Origin of the sequence: Rhizobium sp. NFR12, assembly GCF_900108545.1 — a bacterium.
Taxonomy (GTDB): domain Bacteria; phylum Pseudomonadota; class Alphaproteobacteria; order Rhizobiales; family Rhizobiaceae; genus Neorhizobium; species Neorhizobium soli.
Map to the genome: position 1 here is coordinate 162,878 of NZ_FNWM01000004.1, position 24,093 is coordinate 186,970.

General features: G+C 61.0%; 27 protein-coding genes. 8 read left to right on the top strand and 19 right to left on the bottom strand.

From position 1 onward, the window contains the following. Nucleotides 1-10: 10 nt before the first annotated feature. The gene (locus BLW69_RS17115; RefSeq protein WP_092663700.1) at nucleotides 11-913 is read right to left on the bottom strand and encodes a DMT family transporter; all 903 of its coding nucleotides are present in this window, start codon (nucleotides 911-913) and stop codon (nucleotides 11-13) included. Nucleotides 914-1,019: 106 nt separating this feature from the next. Between BLW69_RS17115 and BLW69_RS17120 the strand changes: the two genes are divergently transcribed. Both BLW69_RS17120 and BLW69_RS17125 read left to right on the top strand, forming a co-directional pair. Next, a complete protein-coding gene (locus BLW69_RS17120) occupies nucleotides 1,020-1,733 on the top strand; it encodes a pyrimidine 5'-nucleotidase (protein ID WP_092663702.1) in 714 nt (237 codons plus the stop codon). A 105-nt stretch (nucleotides 1,734-1,838) separates the two neighbouring features. Continuing rightward, nucleotides 1,839-2,567, top strand: a complete 729-nt coding sequence (locus tag BLW69_RS17125; protein WP_092663704.1) for an EF-hand domain-containing protein — start codon at nucleotides 1,839-1,841, stop codon at nucleotides 2,565-2,567. A gap of 94 nt (nucleotides 2,568-2,661) precedes the next feature. Here BLW69_RS17125 and BLW69_RS17130 read toward each other — a convergent pair whose 3' ends face one another. Together BLW69_RS17130 and rmuC are read right to left on the bottom strand one after the other, a co-directional pair. After that, nucleotides 2,662-3,564, bottom strand: coding sequence for a ribokinase (locus BLW69_RS17130; RefSeq protein ID WP_092663706.1), 903 nt, complete (start codon nucleotides 3,562-3,564; stop codon nucleotides 2,662-2,664). Nucleotides 3,565-3,612: 48 nt separating this feature from the next. Beyond that, complete coding sequence (gene rmuC, locus BLW69_RS17135; protein ID WP_092663708.1) at nucleotides 3,613-4,779, bottom strand: DNA recombination protein RmuC; 1,167 nt, start codon at nucleotides 4,777-4,779, stop codon at nucleotides 3,613-3,615. Between the two features lie 163 nt (nucleotides 4,780-4,942). Between rmuC and def the strand changes: the two genes are divergently transcribed. Genes def through truA form a run of 3 tightly spaced genes read left to right on the top strand, consistent with a single transcriptional unit; the run spans nucleotide 4,943 to nucleotide 7,216 of the window. Then, nucleotides 4,943-5,458, top strand: coding sequence for a peptide deformylase (gene def, locus BLW69_RS17140; protein WP_092663710.1), 516 nt, complete (start codon nucleotides 4,943-4,945; stop codon nucleotides 5,456-5,458). Between the two features lie 58 nt (nucleotides 5,459-5,516). Continuing rightward, nucleotides 5,517-6,452 carry a methionyl-tRNA formyltransferase gene (fmt, locus tag BLW69_RS17145; RefSeq protein ID WP_092663712.1) on the top strand — a complete coding sequence of 312 codons (936 nt, stop codon included), beginning with the start codon at nucleotides 5,517-5,519 and terminating at the stop codon, nucleotides 6,450-6,452. Next, entirely contained in the window at nucleotides 6,452-7,216 is a 765-nt protein-coding gene (gene truA / locus BLW69_RS17150; RefSeq protein ID WP_092663714.1) for a tRNA pseudouridine(38-40) synthase TruA, read from the top strand. Before fmt ends, truA begins: the two co-directional genes overlap by 1 nt. Here truA and BLW69_RS17155 read toward each other — a convergent pair. From BLW69_RS17155 to dapD, 4 genes are read right to left on the bottom strand one after another with little or no spacing between them, the layout of a single operon-like run. Next, nucleotides 7,204-7,800 (bottom strand): hypothetical protein, encoded by a 597-nt coding sequence (locus BLW69_RS17155; RefSeq protein ID WP_092664108.1) that lies wholly within the window; start codon nucleotides 7,798-7,800, stop codon nucleotides 7,204-7,206. The two genes, truA and BLW69_RS17155, sit on opposite strands and share 13 nt — an antisense overlap. A gap of 48 nt (nucleotides 7,801-7,848) precedes the next feature. Further along, nucleotides 7,849-8,469 (bottom strand): hypothetical protein, encoded by a 621-nt coding sequence (locus tag BLW69_RS17160; RefSeq protein ID WP_092663716.1) that lies wholly within the window; start codon nucleotides 8,467-8,469, stop codon nucleotides 7,849-7,851. Then, nucleotides 8,453-9,649, bottom strand: coding sequence for a succinyl-diaminopimelate desuccinylase (gene dapE / locus BLW69_RS17165; RefSeq protein ID WP_092663718.1), 1,197 nt, complete (start codon nucleotides 9,647-9,649; stop codon nucleotides 8,453-8,455). Before dapE ends, BLW69_RS17160 begins: the two co-directional genes overlap by 17 nt. A gap of 15 nt (nucleotides 9,650-9,664) precedes the next feature. Then, nucleotides 9,665-10,525, bottom strand: a complete 861-nt coding sequence (gene dapD, locus BLW69_RS17170) for a 2,3,4,5-tetrahydropyridine-2,6-dicarboxylate N-succinyltransferase (protein ID WP_092663720.1) — start codon at nucleotides 10,523-10,525, stop codon at nucleotides 9,665-9,667. 164 nt (nucleotides 10,526-10,689) lie between these two features. Between dapD and BLW69_RS17175 the strand changes: the two genes are divergently transcribed. Next, nucleotides 10,690-11,550 (top strand): LOG family protein, encoded by an 861-nt coding sequence (locus BLW69_RS17175; RefSeq protein ID WP_062578882.1) that lies wholly within the window; start codon nucleotides 10,690-10,692, stop codon nucleotides 11,548-11,550. 102 nt (nucleotides 11,551-11,652) lie between these two features. Here the strand turns inward: BLW69_RS17175 and BLW69_RS17180 are convergent, their stop codons facing one another. Next, entirely contained in the window at nucleotides 11,653-12,594 is a 942-nt protein-coding gene (locus BLW69_RS17180) for a nucleoside hydrolase (protein ID WP_092663722.1), read from the bottom strand. Nucleotides 12,595-12,754: 160 nt separating this feature from the next. On the opposite strand from BLW69_RS17180, the gene BLW69_RS17185 reads away from it, so the two are divergent. Together BLW69_RS17185 and BLW69_RS17190 are read left to right on the top strand one after the other, a co-directional pair. Further along, nucleotides 12,755-13,198, top strand: coding sequence for an Hsp20 family protein (locus tag BLW69_RS17185; protein WP_062578879.1), 444 nt, complete (start codon nucleotides 12,755-12,757; stop codon nucleotides 13,196-13,198). Between the two features lie 43 nt (nucleotides 13,199-13,241). Further along, on the top strand, nucleotides 13,242-13,499 hold the full coding sequence (locus BLW69_RS17190; protein ID WP_062453991.1) for a BQ00720 family protein: 258 nt from the start codon (nucleotides 13,242-13,244) through the stop codon (nucleotides 13,497-13,499). A gap of 12 nt (nucleotides 13,500-13,511) precedes the next feature. Here the strand turns inward: BLW69_RS17190 and BLW69_RS17195 are convergent, their stop codons facing one another. The 11 genes from BLW69_RS17195 to BLW69_RS17245 form a co-directional block, all read right to left on the bottom strand. Then, a complete protein-coding gene (locus tag BLW69_RS17195; protein ID WP_092663724.1) occupies nucleotides 13,512-14,213 on the bottom strand; it encodes a tRNA (guanine(46)-N(7))-methyltransferase TrmB in 702 nt (233 codons plus the stop codon). A gap of 86 nt (nucleotides 14,214-14,299) precedes the next feature. Beyond that, a complete protein-coding gene (gene metK / locus BLW69_RS17200) occupies nucleotides 14,300-15,559 on the bottom strand; it encodes a methionine adenosyltransferase (RefSeq protein ID WP_062453993.1) in 1,260 nt (419 codons plus the stop codon). A 177-nt stretch (nucleotides 15,560-15,736) separates the two neighbouring features. Beyond that, nucleotides 15,737-16,156, bottom strand: a complete 420-nt coding sequence (locus BLW69_RS17205; protein WP_062453994.1) for a helix-turn-helix domain-containing protein — start codon at nucleotides 16,154-16,156, stop codon at nucleotides 15,737-15,739. 149 nt (nucleotides 16,157-16,305) lie between these two features. Continuing rightward, nucleotides 16,306-17,907, bottom strand: coding sequence for an apolipoprotein N-acyltransferase (lnt, locus tag BLW69_RS17210; RefSeq protein WP_092663726.1), 1,602 nt, complete (start codon nucleotides 17,905-17,907; stop codon nucleotides 16,306-16,308). Between the two features lie 90 nt (nucleotides 17,908-17,997). Further along, a complete protein-coding gene (locus tag BLW69_RS17215) occupies nucleotides 17,998-19,194 on the bottom strand; it encodes a transporter associated domain-containing protein (protein WP_092663728.1) in 1,197 nt (398 codons plus the stop codon). A gap of 9 nt (nucleotides 19,195-19,203) precedes the next feature. Next, nucleotides 19,204-19,713: an rRNA maturation RNase YbeY gene (gene ybeY / locus BLW69_RS17220; RefSeq protein WP_092663730.1), complete on the bottom strand. Its 510-nt coding sequence runs from the start codon at nucleotides 19,711-19,713 to the stop codon at nucleotides 19,204-19,206. 17 nt (nucleotides 19,714-19,730) lie between these two features. Beyond that, nucleotides 19,731-20,786, bottom strand: coding sequence for a PhoH family protein (locus BLW69_RS17225; RefSeq protein WP_062453998.1), 1,056 nt, complete (start codon nucleotides 20,784-20,786; stop codon nucleotides 19,731-19,733). A gap of 24 nt (nucleotides 20,787-20,810) precedes the next feature. Continuing rightward, a complete protein-coding gene (gene miaB / locus BLW69_RS17230; RefSeq protein WP_092663732.1) occupies nucleotides 20,811-22,220 on the bottom strand; it encodes a tRNA (N6-isopentenyl adenosine(37)-C2)-methylthiotransferase MiaB in 1,410 nt (469 codons plus the stop codon). Between the two features lie 42 nt (nucleotides 22,221-22,262). Further along, nucleotides 22,263-23,063, bottom strand: a complete 801-nt coding sequence (locus BLW69_RS17235) for a lyso-ornithine lipid O-acyltransferase (RefSeq protein ID WP_162237981.1) — start codon at nucleotides 23,061-23,063, stop codon at nucleotides 22,263-22,265. Between the two features lie 42 nt (nucleotides 23,064-23,105). Further along, nucleotides 23,106-23,531 carry a Fur family transcriptional regulator gene (locus BLW69_RS17240; RefSeq protein WP_062454001.1) on the bottom strand — a complete coding sequence of 142 codons (426 nt, stop codon included), beginning with the start codon at nucleotides 23,529-23,531 and terminating at the stop codon, nucleotides 23,106-23,108. Between the two features lie 38 nt (nucleotides 23,532-23,569). Beyond that, a complete protein-coding gene (locus BLW69_RS17245; RefSeq protein WP_092663734.1) occupies nucleotides 23,570-24,064 on the bottom strand; it encodes a GNAT family N-acetyltransferase in 495 nt (164 codons plus the stop codon). Between the last annotated feature and the right edge of the window lie 29 nt (nucleotides 24,065-24,093).

Consider the following 24,093-nt stretch of genomic DNA (forward strand, 5'->3'; position numbering starts at 1 on the left):
AACTCGGCCTTCAGGACATCAGAAGGCCGAGAATGCCGCAGACGATCAGCAGGCATCCCGACAGTTCCATGCGGTTCAGCCGTTCGTGGAACAGGAAATAGGACGAGGCGAAGGTGAAGATCAGCTCGATCTGGCCGAGCGCCTTCACATAGGCCACCTGCTGCAGCGTCATGGCCGTGAACCAGCAGGCGGAGCCGACAACGCCAGCGAGCCCCACAAGCGCCGAGGAGCGCCAGGTGCGCGCGACCTGGACGATCTCTCGCTTGTCCTTCCACAACATCCAGATCAGCATGAAAACGGTCTGGAATATCGTGACGCATGTCAGCGTGACGGCGGCCTGCATGATCGAATTGGGTCCGTTGAGCGACAGCGACGCGGATCGGAAGGAAATCGAGGCGATGGCGAAGAGGCCGCCCGAGGCCATGCCGATCAGCGCGATCCTGCCGACCATGGCGGTGCCGAGATTGCGCCACGAGAGCGGTAGATTGGCCATCGAGATCAGCATCACCCCGATCACCCCGACGATGATCGCCACTATGCCGCCGGTGGTCAGTTTGTCGCCCAGAATGATAAAGCCGAAAATCGCCGCCTGCACCGGCTCGGTCTTCGAATAGGCGGTGCCGACCGCGAAATTCCTTAGCGAAAACAGATAGACCAGAAGCATGGTCGCGAATATCTGCGCTAGCCCGCCGAGCACGACCCAGAAGACGAACTCAAGATCCGGGCTGGGCAATGCATAGCCCACACCGAAATACAGAACGAGCACGTAGATGACGGCGAGCGGAAATCCGTAGCCGAAGCGCACGAAGCTTGCGCCGCGGGTGCCGAGCGAGCCTTGCAGATGCTTCTGAAGCGCTGACCGCAAATTCTGACAAAAAGCGGCAGCGATGGTGATGGGGATCCAAAGTTCCATCCCAAGGCGGTATCACGCAGGGTCACGACCGGCCAAGGTCGGTGCGGCGTGTAAATGTTCGTAGAGGCGGATTTTCTTCCCGTTCAAACGCTGGCATAACACGGCGATGGACAAGACGCCGAAGACTGCCCCCGACGCCGCCGATTTCGCAAATATCCGTGACTGGGTTTTCGATCTCGACAACACGCTCTACCCGCATCACGTCAATCTGTTCTCGCAGATCGACAAGAACATGACGGACTATGTGCAGGAATTGCTGCAGCTGGAGCATGACGAGGCCAAGCGACTGCAGAAGCAGTATTACCACGAGCATGGCACGACGCTGCAGGGGCTGATGCTGAACCACGGTATCGATCCGGACGGGTTTCTCGAACAGGCGCATGCGATCGACTACTCGGCGCTGTTGCCGCATCCGGAACTGGGCGCGGCAATCCGGGCGCTTCCCGGCCGCAAGTTCATCTTTACCAATGGCAGCGTGCCCCATGCGCAGGCGGCTGCCCGCGCTCTCGGCATTCTCGACGATTTCGACGACATCTTCGATATCGTCGCCGCCGGTTACCTGCCCAAGCCCGCTGGCGAGACCTACGACAAGTTCGCGGCCCTCCACACGGTCGATACGAAGAACGCTGTCATGTTCGAGGACCTGCCGCGCAATCTCATCGCGCCGAAAGCGCTCGGCATGCGCACAGTACTGCTGGTGCCGCGCAATCTCGATACTGTCGTCATCGAGCGTTGGGAAAAGTTTTCAGACGAGGACGATCACATCGATTACGTCACCGACGATCTAACCGCATTCCTGTCAGGCCTCAAATTCGCGTAGGCCGCGCCTTACCAAAAGTTCATCTACATTACAGATGTTTAAGTGGTTTTGACCAGTTGCCGATCCTATCTTCAGGCTATCGAAGCAACCGGAAAGGACCACTCGATGATCGCGAAGAAGATAGTTTTGGCAAGCCTGAGCGCTGCTCTCATCGCTGGCGCAGCCATCCCCGCCTTCGCTGCACCAGGCCCTGACGGACCACGCCACCATGAAGGTCGGCGCGGAGGCCCTGACGGCGGCCCGCATGGCGGTCCACGCGCTGCGATGATGCAGGATGTAATGTTCGTTCGCCTTCTCAAGCAGGCGGATACGAACAAGGACGGCAAGATTTCCAAGGAAGAGCTGACCGCTCGCCAGGAAGCGCTTTTCGCCGAGATCGACCTCAACAAGGACGGGTCCATCACTCGCGGTGAAATGGTTGATTTCCGTGACAACAAGATGGCCGAGTTCCGCAAGAACAACCCGCCGCCGACGCCTGAAGAGGCTGAGGACGAAGGCCCGGATGCAGACGGCCCGATGGCAGAAGGACCCGAGGGTGAAGGCCCTAAGGCTGAGGCCCCCAAGGCTGACGGACCACGTGCCGACCGCGAACAGGCCCGTGACCGCCACCACGACCGGCATGAGCGCCGGGAAGCTCGCCGCGATCGCGGTCCGAGGGGTGGACCTGGCGACGGTATGATGGGCCCCGGCATGTTCCGCATGATCGACGAGAACCGCGATCGCAAGATCAGCAAGGAAGAAGCCGCAGCGGCCACTGAAAAGCTGTTCGCCCGCATGGACACGAACAAGGACGGACAGATCACGATCGACGACCTGCCGGACCGCCCCCTCTAGTTCTACGCCCCCCTGAACTAGACCGGTAGTCGTCTGATGGACCCGCCTTCCCTTCCGGGAGGCGGGTCCAGTCGTTTCAACTGTCCGAAACTTTTCAGAGCCGCGCCTCGACGGCTGATACCTCAGGGATAGACGGCTGCGCGCCTCTTTCGAGGCAGGCAAGCGAGCCCGCAACGGCTGCCCGCCGCAAGGCATCCGCAAAGCCTATCCCCTGATCGAGACTTGCAGCCAGATAGCCGCAGAACGTATCGCCGGCGCCCACCGTGTCCACAGGCTCGATCTTCAGGCCCTTGGCCGACAGGATTTCACCATCAAGCATGGCAACGACACCTTCGCCACCGAGCGTGACCACGAACGTCTGGCCGGTCTCACTGTGAAGGCGGCGCAAAACCTCTTCGCGCGCTTGGGCGTCGATGATCGTGCAACCTGCAAGAAGTTCGAATTCGGTCTCGTTGGCGACGACGATATCGGCGAGCGCTGCCAGCCGCACGGCATGGGCCGTCAGCGGCGCGGTGTTGATCATCGTGCGTATGCCCTTCGCCTTTGCTGCACCGAGTGCGGCCTCGACGGCTGCCGGCGGGATTTCGAGCTGCAGCATCAATGTGTCGGATGCAGCCATGGCCTCCACTGCTTCCTGCGCCTGGGCCTCGCCGATCGTTCCGTTGGCGCCGGGCACCACCGCGATCATGTTCTCGCCGCTGTCATCGCCGACGAGGATCAGCGCTGTGCCGGTCGAAACATTCGTCCGTGTGACTGCTGAAAGATCGGTTCCGGATGCCTGGAGCAGGGCCAGTGCCGGTTCTGCAAAACCGTCGTCTCCGACCGCGCCGACCATGCGCACTTCGCTGCCTGCGCGGCGGGCGGCCAGTGCCTGGTTGGCACCCTTGCCGCCGGAGGCTGTCGCAAAGGTCGAACCCACAACCGTTTCGCCCGGCCCGGGCAACCGCTCCGTCGTTGCGATAAGATCCATGTTGATGGAGCCGAAGACGGTGATCATAGGTGCCTGCCTGTTTTGTGAAATGCGGGCTGACACTGCCCGAGAGGATCAGTCCTCGTCAACTACCCTCAGTCGCAGCGATCCGGTGCGGCTCTCGACTGCGCCGGATGCCGGAGCTGCGGGCGTTGGTCCAGCGTGGGGTATCGGGGCGGCCACTGGTGCTTCCAGTTCGAGCGCTTCGATCCGTGCGCCGCGCCGGCCGAGCTTCTCGGTTGACGTCACGATCTGCTCGACATCCTTCTGGGCTGCGAAAAAATGCGATTGCAGCTTGCGGGTCCGCTCGTCGAGGCGACCGAGATCCTCCATCAGCAAGGCCACCTCGCCCTGGATCAGATGCGCCTGTTCGCGCATGCGCTGGTCCTTCAGCACGGCCTGGATGACCTGGATCGACAGCATCAGCAGCGACGGTGAGACGATGACGATCCTCGCGCGCTGCGCCTTCTGAATCACGCCCTCGAAATGCTCGTGGATCTCGGCAAAAATCGATTCGGACGGCACGAAGAGAAAGGCGGTGTCCTGCGTTTCTCCGGCGATCAGGTATTTCTCCGAGACATCGCGGATATGGACTTCCATGTCGCGACGGAATTGCTGGGATGCGGCACGGCGTGCTTCGGGAGCAGCCGCTTCGCGAAACGCATTCCATGCCTCCAGCGGAAATTTCGCGTCGATGACGAGCGGTGGCAAGCTGTTCGGCATACGGATCACGCAGTCCGGTCTCGACCCGTTCGACAAAGTCTTCTGGAATTCGAAGGCACCCATCGGCAGGCCGTCGGAAACGATCGCTTCCATCCGGCCCTGACCAAAGGCGCCGCGCGTCTGCTTGTTGGAGAGGATGGCCTGCAGTCCCACGACATCCTTGGAAAGGCTCTGAATGTTGTTCTGGGCAGCATCGATGACGGCCAGACGCTCCTGCAACTGGCGCAGGTTGTCATGGGTGGATCTGGTCTGTTCGGTAATGGTTGCGCCGATCCGGTGGGTCATGCCATCGAGCCGCTGGCCGACGACCTGGCTGAGTTCGACCTGGCGCGCGGCAAGCGTTTCGCCCATCGCCGAAAGCCTGCCCTGCATCTCACCCTGCATCCGCATCAGTTCCCCCATGCGGGCCTCGGCGTCTTCCGCCTGACGGCCGCTGCCTCCGGAAAGGCGCATGAGAAACAGCATGAGAAACAGCATGAGAAGCATGCCGAAGACGCAGGAAGCGGCCATCAGCACCATCGGGTGCTGGCTCTCCAGAAAACGGGAAATCTCGGGGAACAGGTCATTCATGGCGGCAAGCTAGCAGAAAACCGCGGATTGGAAAGATCAAAACGGGAACATTGATCGAAAACGGCGATCCGGGGCTGTTCCATCGGCGAAAAAGATAGGTTATGGGATCGCCATGACGATCAAGCCGCTTATCATTCTTCCAGATCCGCTCCTGCGTCAGGTGTCCAAGCCTTTCGAACGGGTGGATGACGCACTTTTGAAGCTCGCGGACGACATGCTGGAAACCATGTACGACGCTCCGGGCATCGGCCTTGCCGGGATCCAGATCGGCGTTGCCCACCGCATTCTTGTGGTCGACGTGTCGCGCGAGGAGGACGAGAAGAACCCGATCGTCGTGATCAATCCGGAAATTATCCGCTCTTCGGACGAACGATCGGTGTATGAGGAAGGCTGCCTTTCCATCCCGGAATACTATGCCGAGGTGGAGCGCCCGGCGTCCGTGACGGTCAAGCATATCGGTCGCGACGGCAAGGAACACGTGATCGAGGCCGACGGCCTGCTCGCCACCTGCCTGCAGCACGAGATCGACCATCTGGACGGCGTGCTGTTCATCGACCATATATCGCGGCTGAAGCGCGAAATGGTGATCAAGAGGTTCACCAAGGCTGCCAAGGCGAAGGCGGTCTAGCCATCGCTTGCAGGCAATCTCGGTATGAAGGCGCGTTCCTTGCGGGCGCGAAAGGTCCATGTCTCTTCGCATCATCTTCATGGGCACGCCGGAATTTTCCGTGCCGACACTGCAGAACCTGAAGCAGGCCGGTCACGAGATCGTCGCGGTCTATAGCCAGCCGCCGCGTCCCGGCGGGCGCCGCGGGCTCGATCTCGTCAAGTCACCGGTGCATCAGGCGGCGGAACTGCTCGGCATTCCGGTCCTGACGCCGCTCAATTTCAAAAGCGAGGAAGACCGCGAGACCTTCAGGTCCTTCAAGGCGGATGTCGCCGTGGTCGTTGCCTATGGCCTGCTTCTGCCCGAAGCGATTCTGACCGGCACCCGGCTTGGATGCTACAACGGTCACGCTTCGCTGCTGCCGCGCTGGCGCGGTGCTGCCCCGATCCAGCGCGCCATCATGGCTGGCGATGCAAAGACCGGCATGATGGTGATGCAGATGGAAAAGGGCCTCGATACCGGCCCGGTCGCGCTTACCCGGGAAGTCGAGATCGGCGAGGCCATGACCGCAGGCGAGCTGCACGACCGCCTGATGCTGACGGGCGCCCGCGCCATGGTCGAGGCGATGGAGAAGCTGGAAGCCGGCGACCTGCCGCTGACACCGCAGTCTGCTGACGGCGTGCTCTACGCGTCGAAGATCGACAAGGGCGAGACGCGCATCGATTTCTCAAGGCCTGCGCGCGACGTTCACAACCATATCCGCGGGCTCTCTCCGTTTCCGGGCGCCTGGTTCGAGGCCGAGATCAACGGAAAGCCGGAACGGATCAAGGTTCTCTCGTCCGCAATGGGCTCCGGGCAGGGAGACGCCGGCACGGTGCTGGACGATCACCTGACGGTCGCCTGCGGCGACGGCGCGGTGTGCCTCACTCGGTTGCAGAAGGCCGGCGGCAAGCCGCTCGATGCCGCCGATTTCCTGCGTGGCACGGCGATGACGGCCGGAATGCGGGTCGCCTGATGCCGCGTTACAAGATGATCGTCGAATATGACGGCACGTCCTATGTGGGCTGGCAGATCCAGGACAACGGCCATTCCGTGCAGGCCGCGATGCAGAAGGCGATCCTGAAGCTGACCGGCGAGACCGTATCGGTCCGTGGCGCAGGGCGGACCGATTCCGGCGTGCATGCCTGGGGCCAGACGGTTCATACGGATCTTTCGCGCGAGTGGGTGCCGTACAAGCTGCGCAACGCCGTCAACGCCTACCTGATGACGGCATCGGAAAAGGTCTCGGTCATCGATGTCAGCCTCGTCGACGAGACCTTCGATGCAAGGTTCTCGGCCATCAAGCGGCATTACCTCTACCGCATCCTCAACCGCCCTTCTCCCCTGGCGCTCGAGGCGAACCGGGCCTGGTGGGTGGCAAAGCCTCTCGACCACGAGGCGATGCATGCCGCAGCCCAGATGCTGGTCGGGCATCACGACTTTACCACCTTCCGCTCCACGCACTGCCAGGCGCATAGCCCGGTCCGGACGCTCGACCGGCTGGACGTGACGCGGTCAGGCGATCTGATCGAAATCCGCGCCTCGGCCCAGAGCTTTCTGCACAACCAGATCCGCTCGTTTGCGGGAACGCTGAAGATCGCCGGACAAGGCAAGGTCACGCCTGAGGACGTTCGGGCAGCGCTCGAGGCGCGCGACCGAAAGCGCTGCGGCCCGGTGGCACCGCCGGATGGTCTTTATTTCATGAAGGTGGATTATCCTGACGACCGTCAGGACGGATAGACGCCGAGAAACCGCTGCAGCATCTCGGACAGAAGCATGTCCGGCACGATCAACACCATGACCAGTGCCGTCACCAGCAGCGGCTGCGGGCCGCAAAGCATGCGCATGACTCGCGTCAGCGCGACGACGACGGCGATCAGCAGCGAAAGATGCAGGACGGCGAGAAACCCGGTCATGCCGATCGGCAGGATGAAGGCTGCCGCCAGAACCGCATAAGCGTAGGCAAACGGCACGGACAGCCAGTTGATCACGATCACTATCGTCGGGAATTTCTGGCCGAGCCCGAACAGCGCGCAGACGATGCCCACCAGAATGAGCGGCAGGATCCAGTCGATCGCCTCCAGCATGCCGAGCCGGAAGAAGAACAGGCCACCGGTCTTCGTCCCCGGCGGCATCGCCTGCAGAAACATCATCCGCCACCAGGCCCAGGTGACGAACATCGCCGGCAGGCACCAGACAAAGGCCCAGAAGGAGCGCAGCAGGCCGCGATCGGTAAGATCGAGCTGTTTGAACCCTTGCTCATCGCCCTTGATCAGCAGCCAGATGCCGGACACGTAAAACCGGACTTCAGCGTAGCTGGGCATCGGCACCTCTTGGATTGGGAATGCGGGAAGAATGTCCGCGGTGGGCAATCATGCGACCGTTACTCCAAGGCTTGTCTCCAGCCAGGATACGACGACCAGTTCGGTCAACACGGTGAACCCGAGCAGCGAAGCCCGCAACCATGGGGAACCGCCGACAACCGTCGTCAGGAGCCGCCAGTAGAGAAGAACTGCACCGACGAGAACGGCGAGCATGACGCCGAGCACGCCATATCGGTAAACAAGGCCTGTTCCGAACAGGCTATCCAGCGCAAGGCTGACGGGGAACGCCGTCACGTAAGACGCATAGACCAGTGGCACCGTGAACCAGTTGCGCGTCACGATCAGCGTGCGCAGCAGTGGTCGCAGGCCGAAGGCGACAGCGACGAGGCAGATAGCGAGAACCGGAACGATCCACTGCGCGATCTCCACCAGAAACATCTTTCCGGCGAACGCGATGACACCGTCACCGCCCCTTGGATGCGCCTGCGCATATTCGGCACGCTTGAACATCCATCCCGCGACGATCGCGGGCAGGCACCACAGGATCGCAAGGAAGGACCGGGCAACGCCTTGGTCGGAAATGTCGAAGGCGCTGAGGCCGCGCGCATCGCCGCGGATCAGCAGCCAGAGGCCACTTAAGTGGTGCCTGACGTCATGAAACGGCAGCATCGCCGAACCAGCGGGAGAGGAAGGTTCCGTAGATCTGCGTCAGTGTTTCGAGGTCGGCGATCGCGACACGCTCATCCACCATGTGCATGGTCTGGCCGACGAGGCCGAACTCCACGACCGGGCAGTAATCCTTGATGAAACGCGCATCGGATGTGCCGCCGGTGGTCGACAGCGCCGGCACCCTGCCCGTCACCGCCTCGACAGCGCCGGACAGCGAACTGATCAGCGCGTTGTTGCGGGTGAGGAAGACATGGCTCGGTCGCTCGGCCCAGACGATCTCGTAGCGGACCTTGTCGCGACCGGGACGCAGCGTCTGATCGCCTGCCGCCGTATCGAGACGGCGCAGAATCTCGGCCTGCACGGTTTCGGAGGTCCAGGTGTCGTTGAAGCGGATGTTGAAGGCAAAACTCGCCTTGGCAGGCACGACATTGGTGGCCGGGTTACCGATATCGACCGTGGTGACTTCGAGGTTGGAGGCCGGGAATTCCGGTGTGCCTTCGTCGAATCGCGGATGCATCAGGGCATGCGCGAGCGGCAGAAGACCGCGGACCGCGTTATCGGCAAGATGCGGATAGGCGGCATGGCCCTGGACGCCGTGGACCGTGACCTTGCCGGAGACCGAGCCGCGGCGGCCGATCTTGATCATGTCGCCCAGCATGTCCGGGTTGGTCGGTTCGCCGACCAGGCAGGCATCCCAGCGCTCGCCCTTGTCGGCTGCCCATTTCAGCAGTTTCTCGGTACCGTTGACGGCCGGGCCTTCCTCGTCGCCGGTGATGAGGAAGGAGATCGAGCCCTGCGGTGCGCCGTGCTGTTCGATATGACGGGCAACGGCTGCGGCAAAGCAGGCAATGCCACCCTTCATATCGACGGCGCCGCGTCCGAACATCTCTCCACCTTCGATCTCGGCGGAAAACGGCGGATGGCTCCAAGATGCCTCGTCGCCGACCGGCACCACATCCGTGTGGCCGGCAAACATCAGATGCGGACCGGTCGTTCCAAGCCGCGCGTAGAGGTTCTCGATGTCGGGCATGCCGGGCTCGGTCGCCACCATCCGCTCGACGGTAAAGCCGAGCGGCGAAAGCATCGCCTCAAGCGCCGACAATGCGCCGCCTTCGGCGGGCGTGACGGACGGGCAGCGGATGAGGTCCCGCAGGTTTGCGATCGGATCGACAGCGGACATCGGGATTGCCTTCGGTTAGTCGCGCAGCAGTTCGTTGATACCGGTCTTGGAGCGGGTCTTTTCATCGACCGTCTTGACGATGACGGCGCAATAGAGATGCGGTGCGGCCAGGCCGTTCGGCATCGTGGCATTGCCTGACGGCATCGAGCCGGCGACGACGACCGAGTAAGGCGGCACTTCGCCGAACGAGACTTCACCGGTGGCGCGATTGACGATCTTGGTCGACTTGCCGATGTAGACGCCCATTCCGAGGACCGAGCCTTCGCGAATGATGCAGCCTTCGACGACTTCCGAACGGGCGCCGATAAAGCAGTTGTCCTCGATGATGGTCGGGCCGGCCTGCATCGGCTCCAGCACGCCGCCAATGCCGACGCCGCCGGACAGGTGCACGTTCTTGCCGATCTGTGCGCAGGAGCCGACGGTTGCCCAGGTATCGACCATCGTGCCTTCATCGACATAGGCGCCGAGATTGACGAAGGATGGCATCAGCACGACGTTCTTGCCGATATAGGCCGAGCGGCGCACGACAGCGTTCGGCACCGCGCGGAAACCGGCCGAACGGAACTGGTTCTCGCCCCAGCCTTCGAACTTCGAAGGAACCTTGTCCCACCAGGTGGAGGTGCCGGGGCCGCCCTTGACGACTTCCATGTCGTTGAGGCGGAAGGACAAGAGAACCGCCTTCTTCAGCCACTGATTGACGGTCCAGCTGCCATTCTCGCCGCGTACGGCCACACGCGCCTCGCCGGCATCGAGAAGGTTGAGCGACTGCTCGACGGCATCGCGGATCTCTCCCTTGGTCGAGATCGTCACGCTGTCGCGGTTGTCGAACGCGGTTTCGATCGTCTTTTCGAGGGAGGAGAGGTCTGCGCTGCTCATGGAAAATCCTTCGTCGTCGTCGATATCGTGATGGCCGCAAAGGCCCGGGACACAGCCGTGTGGCTGGCCAAATGGTGCCAATTGCTCTAAGCGACCGGCACTCAAGCGTCAATGCGAATTGGCGTCAACGCATATAAGCGAACGGCTCCGGAAGGGTTATTGCGATGGCACGGGTGAAGAATGACGGACCACGGCGGAAGGACGGGGTCTGGGATCCGCTGAAGGACAACAAGGCCGACAAAAGTGCCGCCGCAGTTCAGCCGAAAACACCGCAGACGCTGTCGCCGACCTATCGCCTTGCCTTTGCCGATGAGGATTTCCTGAGCCGCGAAGAATTGCGGCCGGTGCGGCTGCAGCTGGAACTCATGAAGGCCGAGATGATGCTCGCCGAGGCCGGGATCAAATCCACGGTCGTGCTGTTCGGCGGTGCCCGCATTCCGGCACCGGGCCAGGCGCCTTGGGCGGCTCACAACGAGACCCAGCGCAATAGCCTGATCGCAGCCTCGGTTTTCTACGAAGAGGCCCGCAAGTTCGCGACGCTCTGTGGTGTGCATTCGGCAGCCTACGACCATCAGGAATATGTGGTCGTGACCGGTGGCGGACCGGGCGTGATGGAGGCCGGCAACCTTGGCGCGTCGGAGGTTGGCGCACCGAGCATCGGGCTCAACATCATGCTGCCGCACGAACAGGCGCCCAATCCTTACGTGACGCCGGAGCTCTCATTCAACTTCCACTATTTCGCGATTCGCAAGATGCACTTCCTGATGCGCGCCAAGGCCGTTGCCGTCTTCCCGGGCGGCTTCGGCACGCTCGATGAGATGTTCGAGGCGCTGACGCTGATCCAGACCAAGCGCATGGAGCGAATCCCGCTCATCCTGTTTTCAGAAAAGTTCTGGCGCGGCATCGTCAACTTCGAAGCGCTTGCCGATTTCGGCACGATCTCGCCGAAGGATCTTGAGCTGATCAGCTTTGTGGAAACCGCAGATCAGGCGTGGAAGATCATCGCGGATTTCTACGGGCTTTGATGGTGGGACGGTGCAGGTTTCTTACCCTCTCCCCGTGCGCGGGGAGAGGGAACAGGCCCTAATCGGGCAATGACCATTCAGCTTGCCGGTTGAGCTTGAGCCCTAGAGACGGCCGACACGCTCCGTCAGCAATTCGAAGAAACCATCCGCGTCGACATGGCGCATGAAGGTCGCATTGGCCGTGCGGCCGGTAACGCCCCACCAGTCGGCGACCGTCATGCCGACGGTGAGCTCCGATTCGGTCTCGATCTCGACATTGCAGTGACGGCCGGTAAAGAGCTCCGGCTTCAAGAGATAGGCGATGACCGACGGGTCATGCAGCGGGCCGCCGTCGGAGCCGTATTTCTCGATGTCGAAGCGCTCGAAGAAGGCAAGCCATTCGACCAGGACCTGAGATGGCCGGTTGCCGAGTGCGGCGATCTTTTCGACCCGTGCCTTGGTGGTCAGCAACTGATGCGTGACATCGAGCGGCATCATGACGATCGGGATCCCGGCGCCGAACACGATCTTTGCCGCTTCCGGATCCACATAGATGTTGAATTCGGCGGCCGGCGTGATGTTGCCGCCTTCAAACAGGCCGCCACCCATCATCACCAGTTCCTGGACGCGCGATGCAATGTCCGGCGCCTTGGTGAGCGCCATGGCGATGTTGGTAAGCGGACCCAGCGTGCAGAGCGTCACGGTGCCCTCGGGCTCGCGGCGCAGGGTCTCGATGATGAAGTCGATGGCGTTCTGTTCCTGCGCGACCATGGTCGGCTCAGGCAGTTCCGCTCCGTCGAGACCAGTCTTGCCGTGGACGTGTTCGGCGGTCACCTGCGGCCGGTTCAATGGCTTCAATGCACCTTCATAGACCTTGGCATCGGGCCTGCCGCAGAGCTCGCAGACGATCCTCAGGTTGCGGCTGGTAAACGACAGCGGCACGTTGCCGGCAACGGCAGTCAAACCCAGCACATCCAGCTCGTCGGGGCTCGCAAAGGCCAGCATGATGGCCGCTGCGTCGTCCTGACCGGGATCGGTGTCGATGATGATCTTTCTGCGTTGCATGTCTCTTCCCCTTGAACTTTACGGGTTTTTGAGCCGGGTTGCGGATCGTGTCAAGCGCTCGCCGGCGTCTTGCGCTGACTGCCGCAAATTCCCATATATTGACCCGTCGGCGGGCCTTATGGACGCCGGCACAGTCGCTGGATAAAAGCTGGGACGACCGATGAGCCGTATGACACCTTTCGCAAGCCCTCTCCTCCTGGGCTTCGACGCGATGGAAAAGACACTCGAGCGATTGGGCAAGGGAAGCGACGGCTACCCGCCCTACAATATCGAGCGCGTCAAGAAGACAGCGGGTAACGAGCCGCCCGAAGACGAAGGCGACCTGCTGCGCATCACGCTTGCGGTTGCCGGTTTTTCGGAGGCCGAGCTTGAGGTCATGACCGAAGAAAACCAGCTTATCATTCGCGGCCGGCAGGCCGAGCAGAACGAGCGCGACTACCTCTACCGCGGTATTGCGGCCCGCCAATTCCAGCGGATCTTCGTGCTGGCGGACGGGATGCAGGTGTCCGGCGCATCGTTGAAAAATGGTCTTCTTTCGATCGATCTGATCCGCCCCGAGCCGGAGCGTGTAGTGCGAAAAATTAACATTTCCGTCTCACAGTAGATCAATCAGCAATCGCTGATGCGTCCCCACTGTGGAGGCAGAAATGCTTATGAAAGAAGCGAATCCGAGCCTGACGGAGTCCGAACTCGCGCATCTCGGAAACGGCGAAGTCGGTTACATTCGCAAGATGAAGTCGGACGATGTGTCCCGCTGTTTTCCCGAGGCTCCGGACATCGATCCCAGCCTTGACCTTTGGGCCCTGTTCGGTGCGGACGGTACGCCGATTCTGCTCACCGACAACCGCTCCAGCACCTTTTTCAAGGCTGCCGAAGACGAGCTGAAGACCGTCACCCTGCACTGATCGGAATGAGCGTCAGATCTTGACGAATGTCAGGTAGGCGGAGGACCGCCCTTCCCGGCGAGCCTTGTTCTCGTATCGCGTACCCGGCCAGCCGGCATAGGGCGTCAGCCAGTCCGAAGCCTGTTCCGCCTGCCAGGCGAAGCCGCCATGATCGCGGCAATGGAGCAGCGTCCAGTTCACATAGGTATCGATGTCTGAGGCGAAGCAGAATGTTGCGCCCGGCTTCAGCACGCGGTGGAACCGCTCCAGGTTGACCTGCGAAACGAAGCGGCGCTTCCAGTGCTTCCGCTTTGGCCAGGGATCCGCATAGAGAAGGTCGATCTGATCGATCGACGCATCCGGCAGCCAGTCCAGAACCTGGGTCGCATCGTCATCGTAAAGGCGGATGTTGCGCAGGCCCTGCTCTTCCACGCTGGTCAGAAGCTTTGCCATGGAATTGACGAAGGGTTCGACGCCGATAAAGCCGGTCGACGGATTTTCGGCGGCGCGGTGGATCAGGTGCTCGCCGCCACCGAAACCGATTTCCAGCCGCATCCGCTCGACAGAGAAGTCGTAGAGGCTCTCGATCGTCTCCGGTGCAGGGTTGGCTAGATCGAGCTTCAGTTGCGGCAAGAGCGTCGCCAGACCTTCCGCCTGCTTCTCGCGCAACGGCTTTCCCTTGCGGCGGCCGAAAAAGGCTTCCGTGGAACGGCTGGGATGCGGCTTGTCGGTCATGGATCGAATTCTCTCACGGTAAAAGCGGACGCCTTCGGCAGAAGGCACCCGCTTTACTGTTTTACACGCGTGCTCGTAAAGGGCGATCAGGCTGCTTCGAGCTGATCACCCTTGAGGGCGTCCTTCAAAGGCTTCACGAGATCGGTCTTTTCCCAGGAGAAGGAACCGTCGCGACCGGCCTTGCGACCGAAGTGGCCGTAGGCGGACGTCTTTGCATAGATCGGCTTGTTGAGATCAAGGTGACGGCGGATACCGGACGGCGAGAGGTCCATGGTCTTGCGGATTGCCGCTTCGATCTGGTCTTCCGTCACGTTCTTGCCGGTTCCGTGCAGGTCGACATAGATCGACAGCGGCTGGGAAATGCCGATCGCGTAGGAAATCTGCAACGTGCAGCGTTCGGCAAAGCCGGCGGCCACGACATTCTTGGCAAGGTAGCGGGCAGCGTAGGCTGCCGAGCGGTCAACCTTGGTCGTGTCCTTGCCGGAGAAAGCGCCGCCGCCGTGAGGCGCTGCACCACCGTAAGTGTCGACGATGATCTTGCGGCCGGTCAGGCCCGCATCGCCATCGGGACCGCCAATGACGAACTTGCCGGTGGGGTTGATGTACCACTTGCAGTCGGCTGCGATCGGGAGTTCGCCCAGCGCTTCGCGGATATAAGGTTCGACGACGGAGCGAACCTTCTTCGAGTCCCAGCTGGGATCAATATGCTGTGTCGAGAGGACGATCGAGTCTACGGCGGCCGGCTTGCCGTTTTCGTAACGGACGGTCACCTGGCTCTTGGCATCGGGGCCGAGCTTGGCGGCTTCGCCCTCGCCCTTCTTGCGGGCCGTGGCAAGCAGCTGAAGGATCTTGTGCGAATAGTAGATCGGCGCCGGCATCAGGTCCGGCGTTTCCTTGCAGGCGTAACCGAACATGATGCCCTGGTCGCCGGCACCTTCGTCGCCCTGACGGTCGCTTGCGTTATCGACGCCCTGCGCGATATCGGCGGACTGCGAATGGAGGAGGACGTCGATCTTGACCGTCTTCCAGTTGAAGCCATCCTGTTCGTAGCCGATGTCGCGGATTGCCCGGCGCGCGGCCGACTTGAACTTCGACGGGTTGATCACGTCGTTGCCGTTCTTGTCCTTCTTCATCAGGCTCGGCGGCAGACGGACTTCGCCCGCAATCACCACCCGGTTTGTCGTCGCCAGCGTTTCACAAGCGATGCGGACGCCCCAAGGATCAATCCCGGTCTTTGCGGCTTCGCGGTAGACGAGATCGACGATCTCATCGGAAATACGATCGCAGACCTTGTCCGGATGACCTTCTGCAACGGACTCACTCGTGAACAGATAACTGGCGCGCATAACGGGATTCCCCTCAAAGAACAGACATCGAATGTTTAGTAAGTTCATGCGCCGAAAACAAGCGTACAACGACATAAATATATCTTTATGCGTCCAAGCGATTACCAATTCCTTGAGGTCACGGCATAAAAAAAAGCGGCCCGGAGGCCGCCTTTCAAATAATGACCGGTCGACCGGTCATTCCGTCTCGGCATCGGCGGCAAGCGCCTTGACCAGATCCACCAAACGGCGGCGAACCTTGGGATCGGCGATCTTCACAAATGCGCGGTTCAACTGCAGCCCCTCAGAGGACGACAGGAAATCAACCACGTAGTTCGAGCTGGATGCTTCCGCCATACCGGACGCTCCACCCGCCTGATCGCCTGGCGCATCTTCGAAGAAGAAGGAGACCGGGACGTTCAAGATGGACGAAATGTTCTGCAGACGGCTGGCGCCAACGCGGTTCGTTCCCTTCTCGTATTTCTGAATCTGCTGGAATGTGATACCAAGGCTCTCCCCCAGCTTTTCCTGGCTCATGCCCAGCATTGTGCGGCGCAGACGAATCCGGCTCCCGACGTGAATATCAATCGGGTTCGGCTTCTTCTTGTTTTCAATCATAACGACGTCCTGACGAAGTTGCTGTCAATCTTCAACCCGGTCCGCGTGTGGGAGATACACTTTGGTGGCGCCGGTCACAACAAATCCGGCAAGCAAGGTGTATGGCGAGACGATAGGCCAAACCACTATGCAATTTTAGGGGTTTTGGGTCAATTCTTCCAAAATTTAAAACTTGTACGGGAAATAAGTGCAATCACAAACATGAGACATATCAGCAACCAGAAGTAAAAACGCCGTTCAGAAGCGTTCCAAAATGGGACTTCGATACTCGACATGGTTGAGTCAATCACACCCTTTTGATTGTAATCCAGGCCGCGTACGACCCTGCCAAAAGGATCGACGAAAGCCGAAATACCGGTGTTGGCACCGCGAATCAACGGCATGCCGTTTTCGACAGCCCGGACACGCGCCTGCTGGAAATGCTGGAAGGGTCCGGGCGTTTCACCGAACCATCCATCGTTGGTGACGTTCAAGAGCGCGCTCGAGCGTTCAATGCCGGCACCGATTTCATCCGGGAAGATCGCTTCGTAGCAGATCAGCGGATAGAAGGTTTGCCCGCCCGGCAGCGTCAGCATGGCGCGGCCCGGTGCTGCGGTAAAGCCGCCCGGCATGGCGATCGCATCGGGGATGCCGAGCGACCGCAGCATGTCCTCGTAAGGCACATACTCGCCGTAGGGGACCAGATGCACCTTGTCCGACGCCGACACGATCTGGCCGTTGCTGTCGATGACGTAGATCGAGTTGTAATAGCGGGTCGCAAAGCCCGGCCCGGCATTTTCAGCGCGGACGGCGCCGGTCACCAGAACCTGACCATCTTCCAGCACATCGGCAATGCGCGACAGGGCATCGGGGTTATCGGTCAAGATGAACGGAACCGAGGTTTCCGGCCAGACGATGATATCCGGACGCTTTGCACCATCCTTTGCGGGCAGCGCCGTCATCGCCAGATGTTCTTCAAAAATCGCCCCGCGCTCGGAATCGTCGAGTTTGCGCGACTGGTCGATCATCGGCTGGACGAGGCGCACCTCGACCGGATCCTTGGCAGTGGCTGAAAGCACCGCGTCGGCACCCGCAAGCCGCCAGGCGCCGAAGCCTAGATGGGCGCAGAGGAGAAGACCTGCGAGCGCGAGGCCAAGCCCCATGCCGCGTCGGGTCCCGATCAGTGCCGGTGCGGAGAACACGAAAACAGCCAGCACCGTCACACCCGTCACGCCGAGCGGGGCGGCCGACTGCATCATCAGCGGCATCGGCATGGCGCCGTAACCGATGGAGTTCCAAGGGAAGCCGGTCATCATGAAGCCCCGCAGCCATTCCGCAAGACCGAAGGCAAACGCCGCAGCCGCGATCCGGCCCAAGCCGTCGGACCAGAGGGCGCGCGCCACAAGCGCTGCAAAGCCCCAGAATATCGCCAGGACGGCGGGCAAGCCCAGCACTGCGAACGGTATCGCCCAAGCAAACTCATCCGCCTCGACCAGAAGCGCATTGCCGAGCCACCAGAGGCTGGCGACGAAGTAGCCGAAGCCGAAGACCCAGCCGAGGAAAAAGGCCGACCGCAGACGGCTGAGCCGCCCGCCATCCGGATTGCCGGTCGTGCCATCCATCAGCCAGATGAACAGCGTGAAAGACAGAAACAGAGCGGCAAAGAAACCGAAGGGCGGAAGGGCGAGTGCGCCGACAGCGCCTGCGAAAAAAGCAAGGAGGATACGCGGCCAGCCCCATAGAAGCATGACCCTGCCAGCCAGTCGCTCCATCGATGTCCCCTTCGCCCGAATCAGAAGCCGCAGTCTTTCATGAAAAACTGCGGCTTGTCCTGTTGCAGGCTGTTCAAAACACCTGGAAACTCAGGTCGATGGATGATCGTTGCTGCGGTCGGACGAGGGAGCCGCCAGAAGCACGGTCGGCGTCCCGTCGGTAATCGCCTTCTGCTTCGTGTCGGCCACGGGCTCGCCCTCGCCCTTCAGCTGTCTGCGGCGAACGAGCGCGCGCTTGCGCATGATCCGGACCCGCTTGATGCGGCGCGGATCGGCGTCGAGGATCTGGAATTCGAAGCCCGGCACCGCCTGCACGACTTCACCGCGCACCGGAATGCGACCGAGCGCTGAGAAGATCAATCCGCCCAGCGTATCGACATCGTCCAGCCGGTCCCGCACGTCGAAATCGGAGCCGATCGCCTTGGAGATTTCCATCAGCTCGATGCGGGCATCGGCGATGAAGATATCGTCGCCGGCACGCGAGAACATCACTTCCTCGTCGTCATGCTCGTCCTCGACATCGCCGATCACCATCTCGACGATATCCTCATGCGACACGAGACCATCGGTGCCGCCGTATTCGTCGATCACGAGCGCCATCTGGGTACGGGCGGCCTGCATGGTGCTCATCAGCTCGGATGCCAGCATCGAGGGAGGCACAAACAAAAGCTTGCGCACCAGGCCTGCCTCGGCAACGGTCTGATCGAGATTGACGCGGCTGAGATCGAAGGCCGCCTTGGCGGTACGGGCCGGCTTCTCGACCGCTCCACCGGCAACGACGGCTGCTGCTGCCGTTGCACGGGTACCGGTCCGACGCTTATTGCGGGCCTGCTTTGCCAGATAGGACAGAAGGTCGCGGATATGCACGAAGCCGCGGGCATCATCCAGATTGTCGCTGTAGACCGGCATGCGCGAGCGGCCGGTCTCCTCGAAATGGATCATCAGTTCGCCGATCGTCATGCTCATGTCGACGGCTTCGATATCGGCGCGCGGCACCATGATGTCCTCGACGCGAACCTCGCGGAAGCGGAGGATGTTGTGCAGCATGGCGCGCTCTTCCGGAGAAAAGGCGTTGCTGACATTGGTGTCGGTCATCAGCGCGTCGGCGAGATCCTCGCGGAGCTGTTCGCCCTGCGACGGCCGCAGCAGGCGCACCGCCCGAGACCAGAATGTATTATGGGATTTGGGGTGATGCTCGGATCGTCCCGAACTACTTCCCTCGTCCGACGAGGGTGAGTCCGAACTGTCCTTGCCCTCGCGGGCGACATTGCTCGAATAATCGTTCATTGTTCCAAACTACACTATCGGGTCCTGCCCCGCATAGGGGTCAGATAGGCCGAGACCGGCTAAAATGCGAGTCTCGAGTGTCTCCATTTCCTCCGCCTCGTCCTTTTCCATGTGGTCGTAACCGAACAGATGGAGAAAGCCGTGGACCAGAAGATGGGTCAGATGATCGTCGAAACTCTTGTCGAGATCAACTGCCTCGCGTTCGACAGTCTGCCTTGCGATGACGATATCGCCCAGCATCGGGCCCGGCATACCGCCGGGTTCGAGCGGAAAAGCGGGGAAAGACAAGACGTTGGTCGGCTTGTCCATGCCGCGCCATTCGGCGTTGATTGCCCGGATGGAATCATCGTCGGTAAAGACGAGAGAGACCTCGGGCGGTATTCTCGGAAACGGTTGATCTTCTTCGCGGACGAGATAATCGGCGGCCGCGGCGAAAACCTTTTGCGTCAACGCCAAAAGCGCCGGCTCTTCCCGCCAGCCTTCGTCGTCGATGCTGATCTGTATGTCGAGTTCGGGCATAGGGACTGGAAACCGGACTAGCGTCCGGCCTCCTCGCTTTCCTCGTGGACGGCATATTGCGCGTCATAGGCCCTGACGATGCGGCCAACCAGCGGGTGGCGCACGACGTCGGTATCCTTGAAGCGGATGACCGAGATGCCTTCGACCCCGTTGAGGATCTGCAGCGCCTCGACCAAACCGGATTTCACGCCGCGCGGCAAATCCACCTGGCTCGGATCGCCGGTGATGATCATGCGTGCGTTTTCACCAAGACGGGTGAGAAACATCTTCATCTGCATCGATGTCGTGTTCTGCGCCTCGTCGAGGATGATCGCGGCATTGGCAAGCGTGCGGCCGCGCATGAAGGCGAGCGGCGCGATTTCGATGACCCCGGCCGTGATTGCCCGTTCGACCTTGTCGGCTGGGATCATGTCGTAGAGCGCGTCATAGAGCGGCCGCAGATAGGGATCGACCTTCTCCTTCATGTCGCCAGGAAGGAAGCCCAGACGTTCGCCCGCCTCGACGGCCGGACGCGAAAGAATGATCTTGTCGACGGCACCGCGTTCCAGCAGCTGCGCGGCATGCGCCACGGCCAGATAGGTCTTGCCGGTACCGGCCGGACCGACGCCGAACACCATCTCTGCCCGATCGAGCGCCCGCATATAGGCGTCCTGCGTCGGGGTACGCGCGACAATCGTCTTTTTCTTGGTGGAGATCTGGCTCATCGAAAGCCTGGCCTTTTTCTCGAGCGTCGGCAGTTGCAGCTGGTCGTCCGCAGCCTGTGCCATGCGGATAGCTCCTTCGACATCGGATGTTTCGATGGTGCCGCCCTTCTGGATTCGCTCATAGAGGGTATCGAGAGCCCGACGGGCCTGATTGGTGGCTGGGACATCGCCTGAAATGGCCACGGAATTACCGCGGGGCCGCGCATCAATATTGAGGCGCTGTTCGAGAAGTTTCAGATTCTGGTCGAATTGACCGAACAGCTCGCTCGCGAAGCGATTGTTCTCGAACGTCAGGACAAAGTGGTTGGCGTCGGTCGCTGCTGATTTGGGGTGGCGCGCTGTCGAAGAAACCGATTCTCGTCCGCTCAAGTAAACAAGCTCCTCACTTGCTGGTCAGGCACCCATTAAACTCTCTGCCGGCTCGGCAAACAAGCTGTTCGGGCCGGTACCAATGATTCGTACACGGATAATCTCACCGATTTGCGATGTTTTTGCATCAACATTCACAGACTGGAGCCAGGGCGAACGGCCGATCACCTGCCCGGGCATACGTCCCGGCTTTTCCAGAAGCAGATCGATCGTCTTTCCAACACAGGATGTGGCGAAATCGGCCTGCTGTTTCAAGAGCAAAGCCTGCAATCGTTCGAGACGCTCGGCTTTTACCTCTTCAGCGACCTGATCGGTGAGATCCGCGCCGGGTGTTCCCGGCCGGGTCGAATATTTGAACGAGAAGGCGGAGGCGTAGTTGACGTCCTCGACGATCTTCAACGTGTCTTCGAAATCCTGATCGGTCTCGCCCGGGAAGCCGACGATGAAATCTCCCGACATGGCGATATCGGGACGGGCATTGCGGATGCGGTCGATCAGCGCCAGATATTCGGCGCCCGTATGGCGACGGTTCATCGCCTTCAGGATGCGGTCGGATCCCGACTGAACCGGCAGATGCAGATAGGGCATCAGGATGCGCAGGTCGCGATGCGCCTCGATCAGTCGGTCATCCATGTCGCGCGGATGGCTTGTCGTATAGCGCAGGCGGGCAAGGCCCGGGATTTCAGCAAGACGATAGAGAAGGTCGGCGAGACCCCAGTCGTTCCCGGTTGGACCTTCAGCGCTCCAGGCATTGACGTTCTGACCAAGCAGGGTGATTTCGCGCACGCCGCTTTCGACCAGCCGGATGGCTTCGTCGACAATCTGGCTGATGGGGCGCGACACTTCCGAACCGCGGGTATAGGGGACGACGCAGAAGGTGCAGAACTTGTCGCAGCCTTCCTGCACGGTAAGGAAAGCCGTGACGCCGCGGGCGCGGATAAGCTTGCGGTCGGTGGCCGGCAGATGGTCGAACTTGTCCTCGACCGCGTATTCCGTATCGACCACAGGCTTGCCGCCGCGGGCCTTGCGCAGTGCATCCGGCAGTCGGTGATAGGTCTGCGGGCCGATCACCACGTCGACCGATGGCGCGCGGCGGATGATTTCCTCGCCTTCCGCCTGGGCGACGCAGCCGGCAACGCCGATCATCAGTTCTCGGCCTTCGGCAGCACGCGCCTTCTTCATGTCGCGCAGACGGCCAAGCGCCGAATAGACCTTCTCGGCGGCCTTCTCGCGGATATGACAGGTGTTGAGGAGGATCAGATCCGCCTCGCCCATCTCTTCGGTCGCGACATAGCCTTCGCTCGCCAACGCGTCGCCCATGCGGGTCGAATCGTAGACGTTCATCTGACAGCCGTAGGTCTTGATGAAGACCTTGCGGGTGTTGGGGATGGTGACGGGCTCTTCTGCCGGCGAAAGGGTGACGTGTTCGTTCATGGCCGTCTCCTTACTCCAAGAAGGACCGGATTTGAAGCGGTTCTAATCGGCGTCGTACTCTCTTTGGCGAAGATGCCTGATCAGCATGCGGCGAAGCCGGGCGGTAATGGTCTGGCTGAGATGCTTGCGGTTGTCGCCCGTGCGGAAATCGACCGTCTCGCCGAACGCCACATCCACGTCGATCGCGCCTTCCTTCAGCACGCCCATCAGGTGCGGCATGAGCTCGATATCCCCCGGCCAGGCCGCAAGCGGGCGGTGGAAACGACCCATCGCCATGCCGTGCACCCGCGTATAGGCGATCGATACAGGCTGGACATACACGACGCCGTGGGGCGTGTGCGGCACGGCGGCAGCGGCTGCCCCGAACAGCGAGGACTTTACCTCGAGCAGGCGGTTGCCATCCGACGTCGTGCCTTCCGGGAAGAGCACGACGATCTCGCCCGCCGTCATGCGTGCGGCAATCTCGTTGATCTGGTCGCCGGTTCGGCGTTTTTCCTCGCGGACGACGAAGATCGTCTTTTGCAATTTCGCGAGCGTGCCGAAGATCGGCCATTTGGCGACTTCCGACTTAGCGATGAAGACGACATCCGCGATAGCACCAAGCACGAGGATATCCTTCCACGAGACGTGGTTGGAGGCGAGCATCAGGGGGCGCCGATGCTGCAGGTGACCGTGGACGTGGATGCGGATGCCGAGCAGGAAGCAGGCGGTGCGGTGCCAGAGGCGCGGAATATAACGGCGCATCTTCAGATCGAAGGCGAGGCCGATCAGCTGAAACGGCAACAGCACAGCCGTGACCACCAGCAGACAGACGACGATGAACCCGATGCGGATTGAGGTGATCACTGTCGATCCTTGGCTGTCGTCACGCCGTTCGTGTTCAGGCTATTCGTCTTTGTCGAGCGGGATGCCGTAGAGTTCCAGCCTGTGTCCGACCAGCCGGAAGCCGAGTTCGCGGGCAATGCGCTCCTGCAGCGCTTCGATCTCCGCAGATTGGAATTCGATCACCGTGCCGGCATTGAGATCGATCATGTGATCGTGATGTTCTTCCGGCACCGTCTCGTAGCGAGAGCGACCGTCACGGAAATCGTGGCGCTCGATAATGCCCTCGTCCTCGAACAGTTTCACGGTGCGATAGACGGTCGAGATCGAGATCCGTGGATCGACCTTGGAGGAGCGACGATACAGTTCCTCGACATCCGGATGGTCGTCGGAGTCCTGCAGGATACGCGCGATCACCCGGCGCTGATCCGTCATGCGCATGCCCTTCTCGGCACACAGTTCCTCCAGATTTTTGGAAAGATCCGTCATGACGTTTTGGCCTTCAAATGCTCTCGTTTCATCACGAACTAACGAAGAACGCGGCTCATGACAAGCGCCGAGGACCGTCGTCCATCGGCACCGGTATAATAGGCCGGGCGTTCGCCGACCTTTTTGAAACCCAGCCTGCCATAGAGCGTCACAGCGGCCTTGTTTTCGGCCTCGACCTCGAGAAACATTGTTTCGGCGCCGCGCGATGTCGCTTCGCGCAAGCCGGCCTGCATCAGCCTCCATCCGAGCCCAAGACGGCCAAACTTTTCGGGGACGGCGATCGTGAGAATTTCCGCCTCGCCGGCTGCTTCGCGCACCAGCACGAAGCCCCCGAAGGGTTTGGAAAAGAACGCGTTGGTCTGGCGTGCGACGAAACCGAACACGCCTTTCTGAAGAAGAAGATTCTGAAATTCGCCATCGTTCCAGCCGCGCGGAAAGCGCGCACCATGAAGCTCGGAGACTTCGACGCAGTCGGAGATCTCCATCGGGACGACTTCGAAAAACGGCTTCCAGCTGAGATAATCGTCAAACATCGGGCATTCGGTCGCGTGAAAGAATTGAA

What these genes read in the sequence shown, in the direction of transcription:
- BLW69_RS17190 (WP_062453991.1), top strand. Translation starts at nt 13,242, where the DNA reads ATGCTTATGAAAGAAGCGAATCCGAGCCTGACGGAGTCCGAACTCGCG.
- metK (WP_062453993.1), bottom strand. Translation starts at nt 15,559, where the DNA reads ATGCGCGCCAGTTATCTGTTCACGAGTGAGTCCGTTGCAGAAGGTCAT.
- BLW69_RS17155 (WP_092664108.1), bottom strand. Translation starts at nt 7,800, where the DNA reads ATGCCCAGCTACGCTGAAGTCCGGTTTTACGTGTCCGGCATCTGGCTG.
- BLW69_RS17180 (WP_092663722.1), bottom strand. Translation starts at nt 12,594, where the DNA reads ATGCAACGCAGAAAGATCATCATCGACACCGATCCCGGTCAGGACGAC.
- BLW69_RS17115 (WP_092663700.1), bottom strand. Translation starts at nt 913, where the DNA reads ATGGAACTTTGGATCCCCATCACCATCGCTGCCGCTTTTTGTCAGAAT.
- BLW69_RS17120 (WP_092663702.1), top strand. Translation starts at nt 1,020, where the DNA reads ATGGACAAGACGCCGAAGACTGCCCCCGACGCCGCCGATTTCGCAAAT.
- truA (WP_092663714.1), top strand. Translation starts at nt 6,452, where the DNA reads ATGCCGCGTTACAAGATGATCGTCGAATATGACGGCACGTCCTATGTG.
- rmuC (WP_092663708.1), bottom strand. Translation starts at nt 4,779, where the DNA reads ATGGTGCTGATGGCCGCTTCCTGCGTCTTCGGCATGCTTCTCATGCTG.
- fmt (WP_092663712.1), top strand. Translation starts at nt 5,517, where the DNA reads ATGTCTCTTCGCATCATCTTCATGGGCACGCCGGAATTTTCCGTGCCG.
- dapD (WP_092663720.1), bottom strand. Translation starts at nt 10,525, where the DNA reads ATGAGCAGCGCAGACCTCTCCTCCCTCGAAAAGACGATCGAAACCGCG.
- BLW69_RS17130 (WP_092663706.1), bottom strand. Translation starts at nt 3,564, where the DNA reads ATGATCACCGTCTTCGGCTCCATCAACATGGATCTTATCGCAACGACG.
- def (WP_092663710.1), top strand. Translation starts at nt 4,943, where the DNA reads ATGACGATCAAGCCGCTTATCATTCTTCCAGATCCGCTCCTGCGTCAG.
- lnt (WP_092663726.1), bottom strand. Translation starts at nt 17,907, where the DNA reads ATGGAGCGACTGGCTGGCAGGGTCATGCTTCTATGGGGCTGGCCGCGT.
- BLW69_RS17215 (WP_092663728.1), bottom strand. Translation starts at nt 19,194, where the DNA reads ATGAACGATTATTCGAGCAATGTCGCCCGCGAGGGCAAGGACAGTTCG.
- BLW69_RS17240 (WP_062454001.1), bottom strand. Translation starts at nt 23,531, where the DNA reads ATGACGGATCTTTCCAAAAATCTGGAGGAACTGTGTGCCGAGAAGGGC.
- BLW69_RS17175 (WP_062578882.1), top strand. Translation starts at nt 10,690, where the DNA reads ATGGCACGGGTGAAGAATGACGGACCACGGCGGAAGGACGGGGTCTGG.
- BLW69_RS17195 (WP_092663724.1), bottom strand. Translation starts at nt 14,213, where the DNA reads ATGACCGACAAGCCGCATCCCAGCCGTTCCACGGAAGCCTTTTTCGGC.
- ybeY (WP_092663730.1), bottom strand. Translation starts at nt 19,713, where the DNA reads ATGCCCGAACTCGACATACAGATCAGCATCGACGACGAAGGCTGGCGG.
- BLW69_RS17125 (WP_092663704.1), top strand. Translation starts at nt 1,839, where the DNA reads ATGATCGCGAAGAAGATAGTTTTGGCAAGCCTGAGCGCTGCTCTCATC.
- miaB (WP_092663732.1), bottom strand. Translation starts at nt 22,220, where the DNA reads ATGAACGAACACGTCACCCTTTCGCCGGCAGAAGAGCCCGTCACCATC.
- dapE (WP_092663718.1), bottom strand. Translation starts at nt 9,649, where the DNA reads ATGTCCGCTGTCGATCCGATCGCAAACCTGCGGGACCTCATCCGCTGC.
- BLW69_RS17185 (WP_062578879.1), top strand. Translation starts at nt 12,755, where the DNA reads ATGAGCCGTATGACACCTTTCGCAAGCCCTCTCCTCCTGGGCTTCGAC.
- BLW69_RS17160 (WP_092663716.1), bottom strand. Translation starts at nt 8,469, where the DNA reads ATGCTGCCGTTTCATGACGTCAGGCACCACTTAAGTGGCCTCTGGCTG.
- BLW69_RS17245 (WP_092663734.1), bottom strand. Translation starts at nt 24,064, where the DNA reads ATGTTTGACGATTATCTCAGCTGGAAGCCGTTTTTCGAAGTCGTCCCG.
- BLW69_RS17205 (WP_062453994.1), bottom strand. Translation starts at nt 16,156, where the DNA reads ATGATTGAAAACAAGAAGAAGCCGAACCCGATTGATATTCACGTCGGG.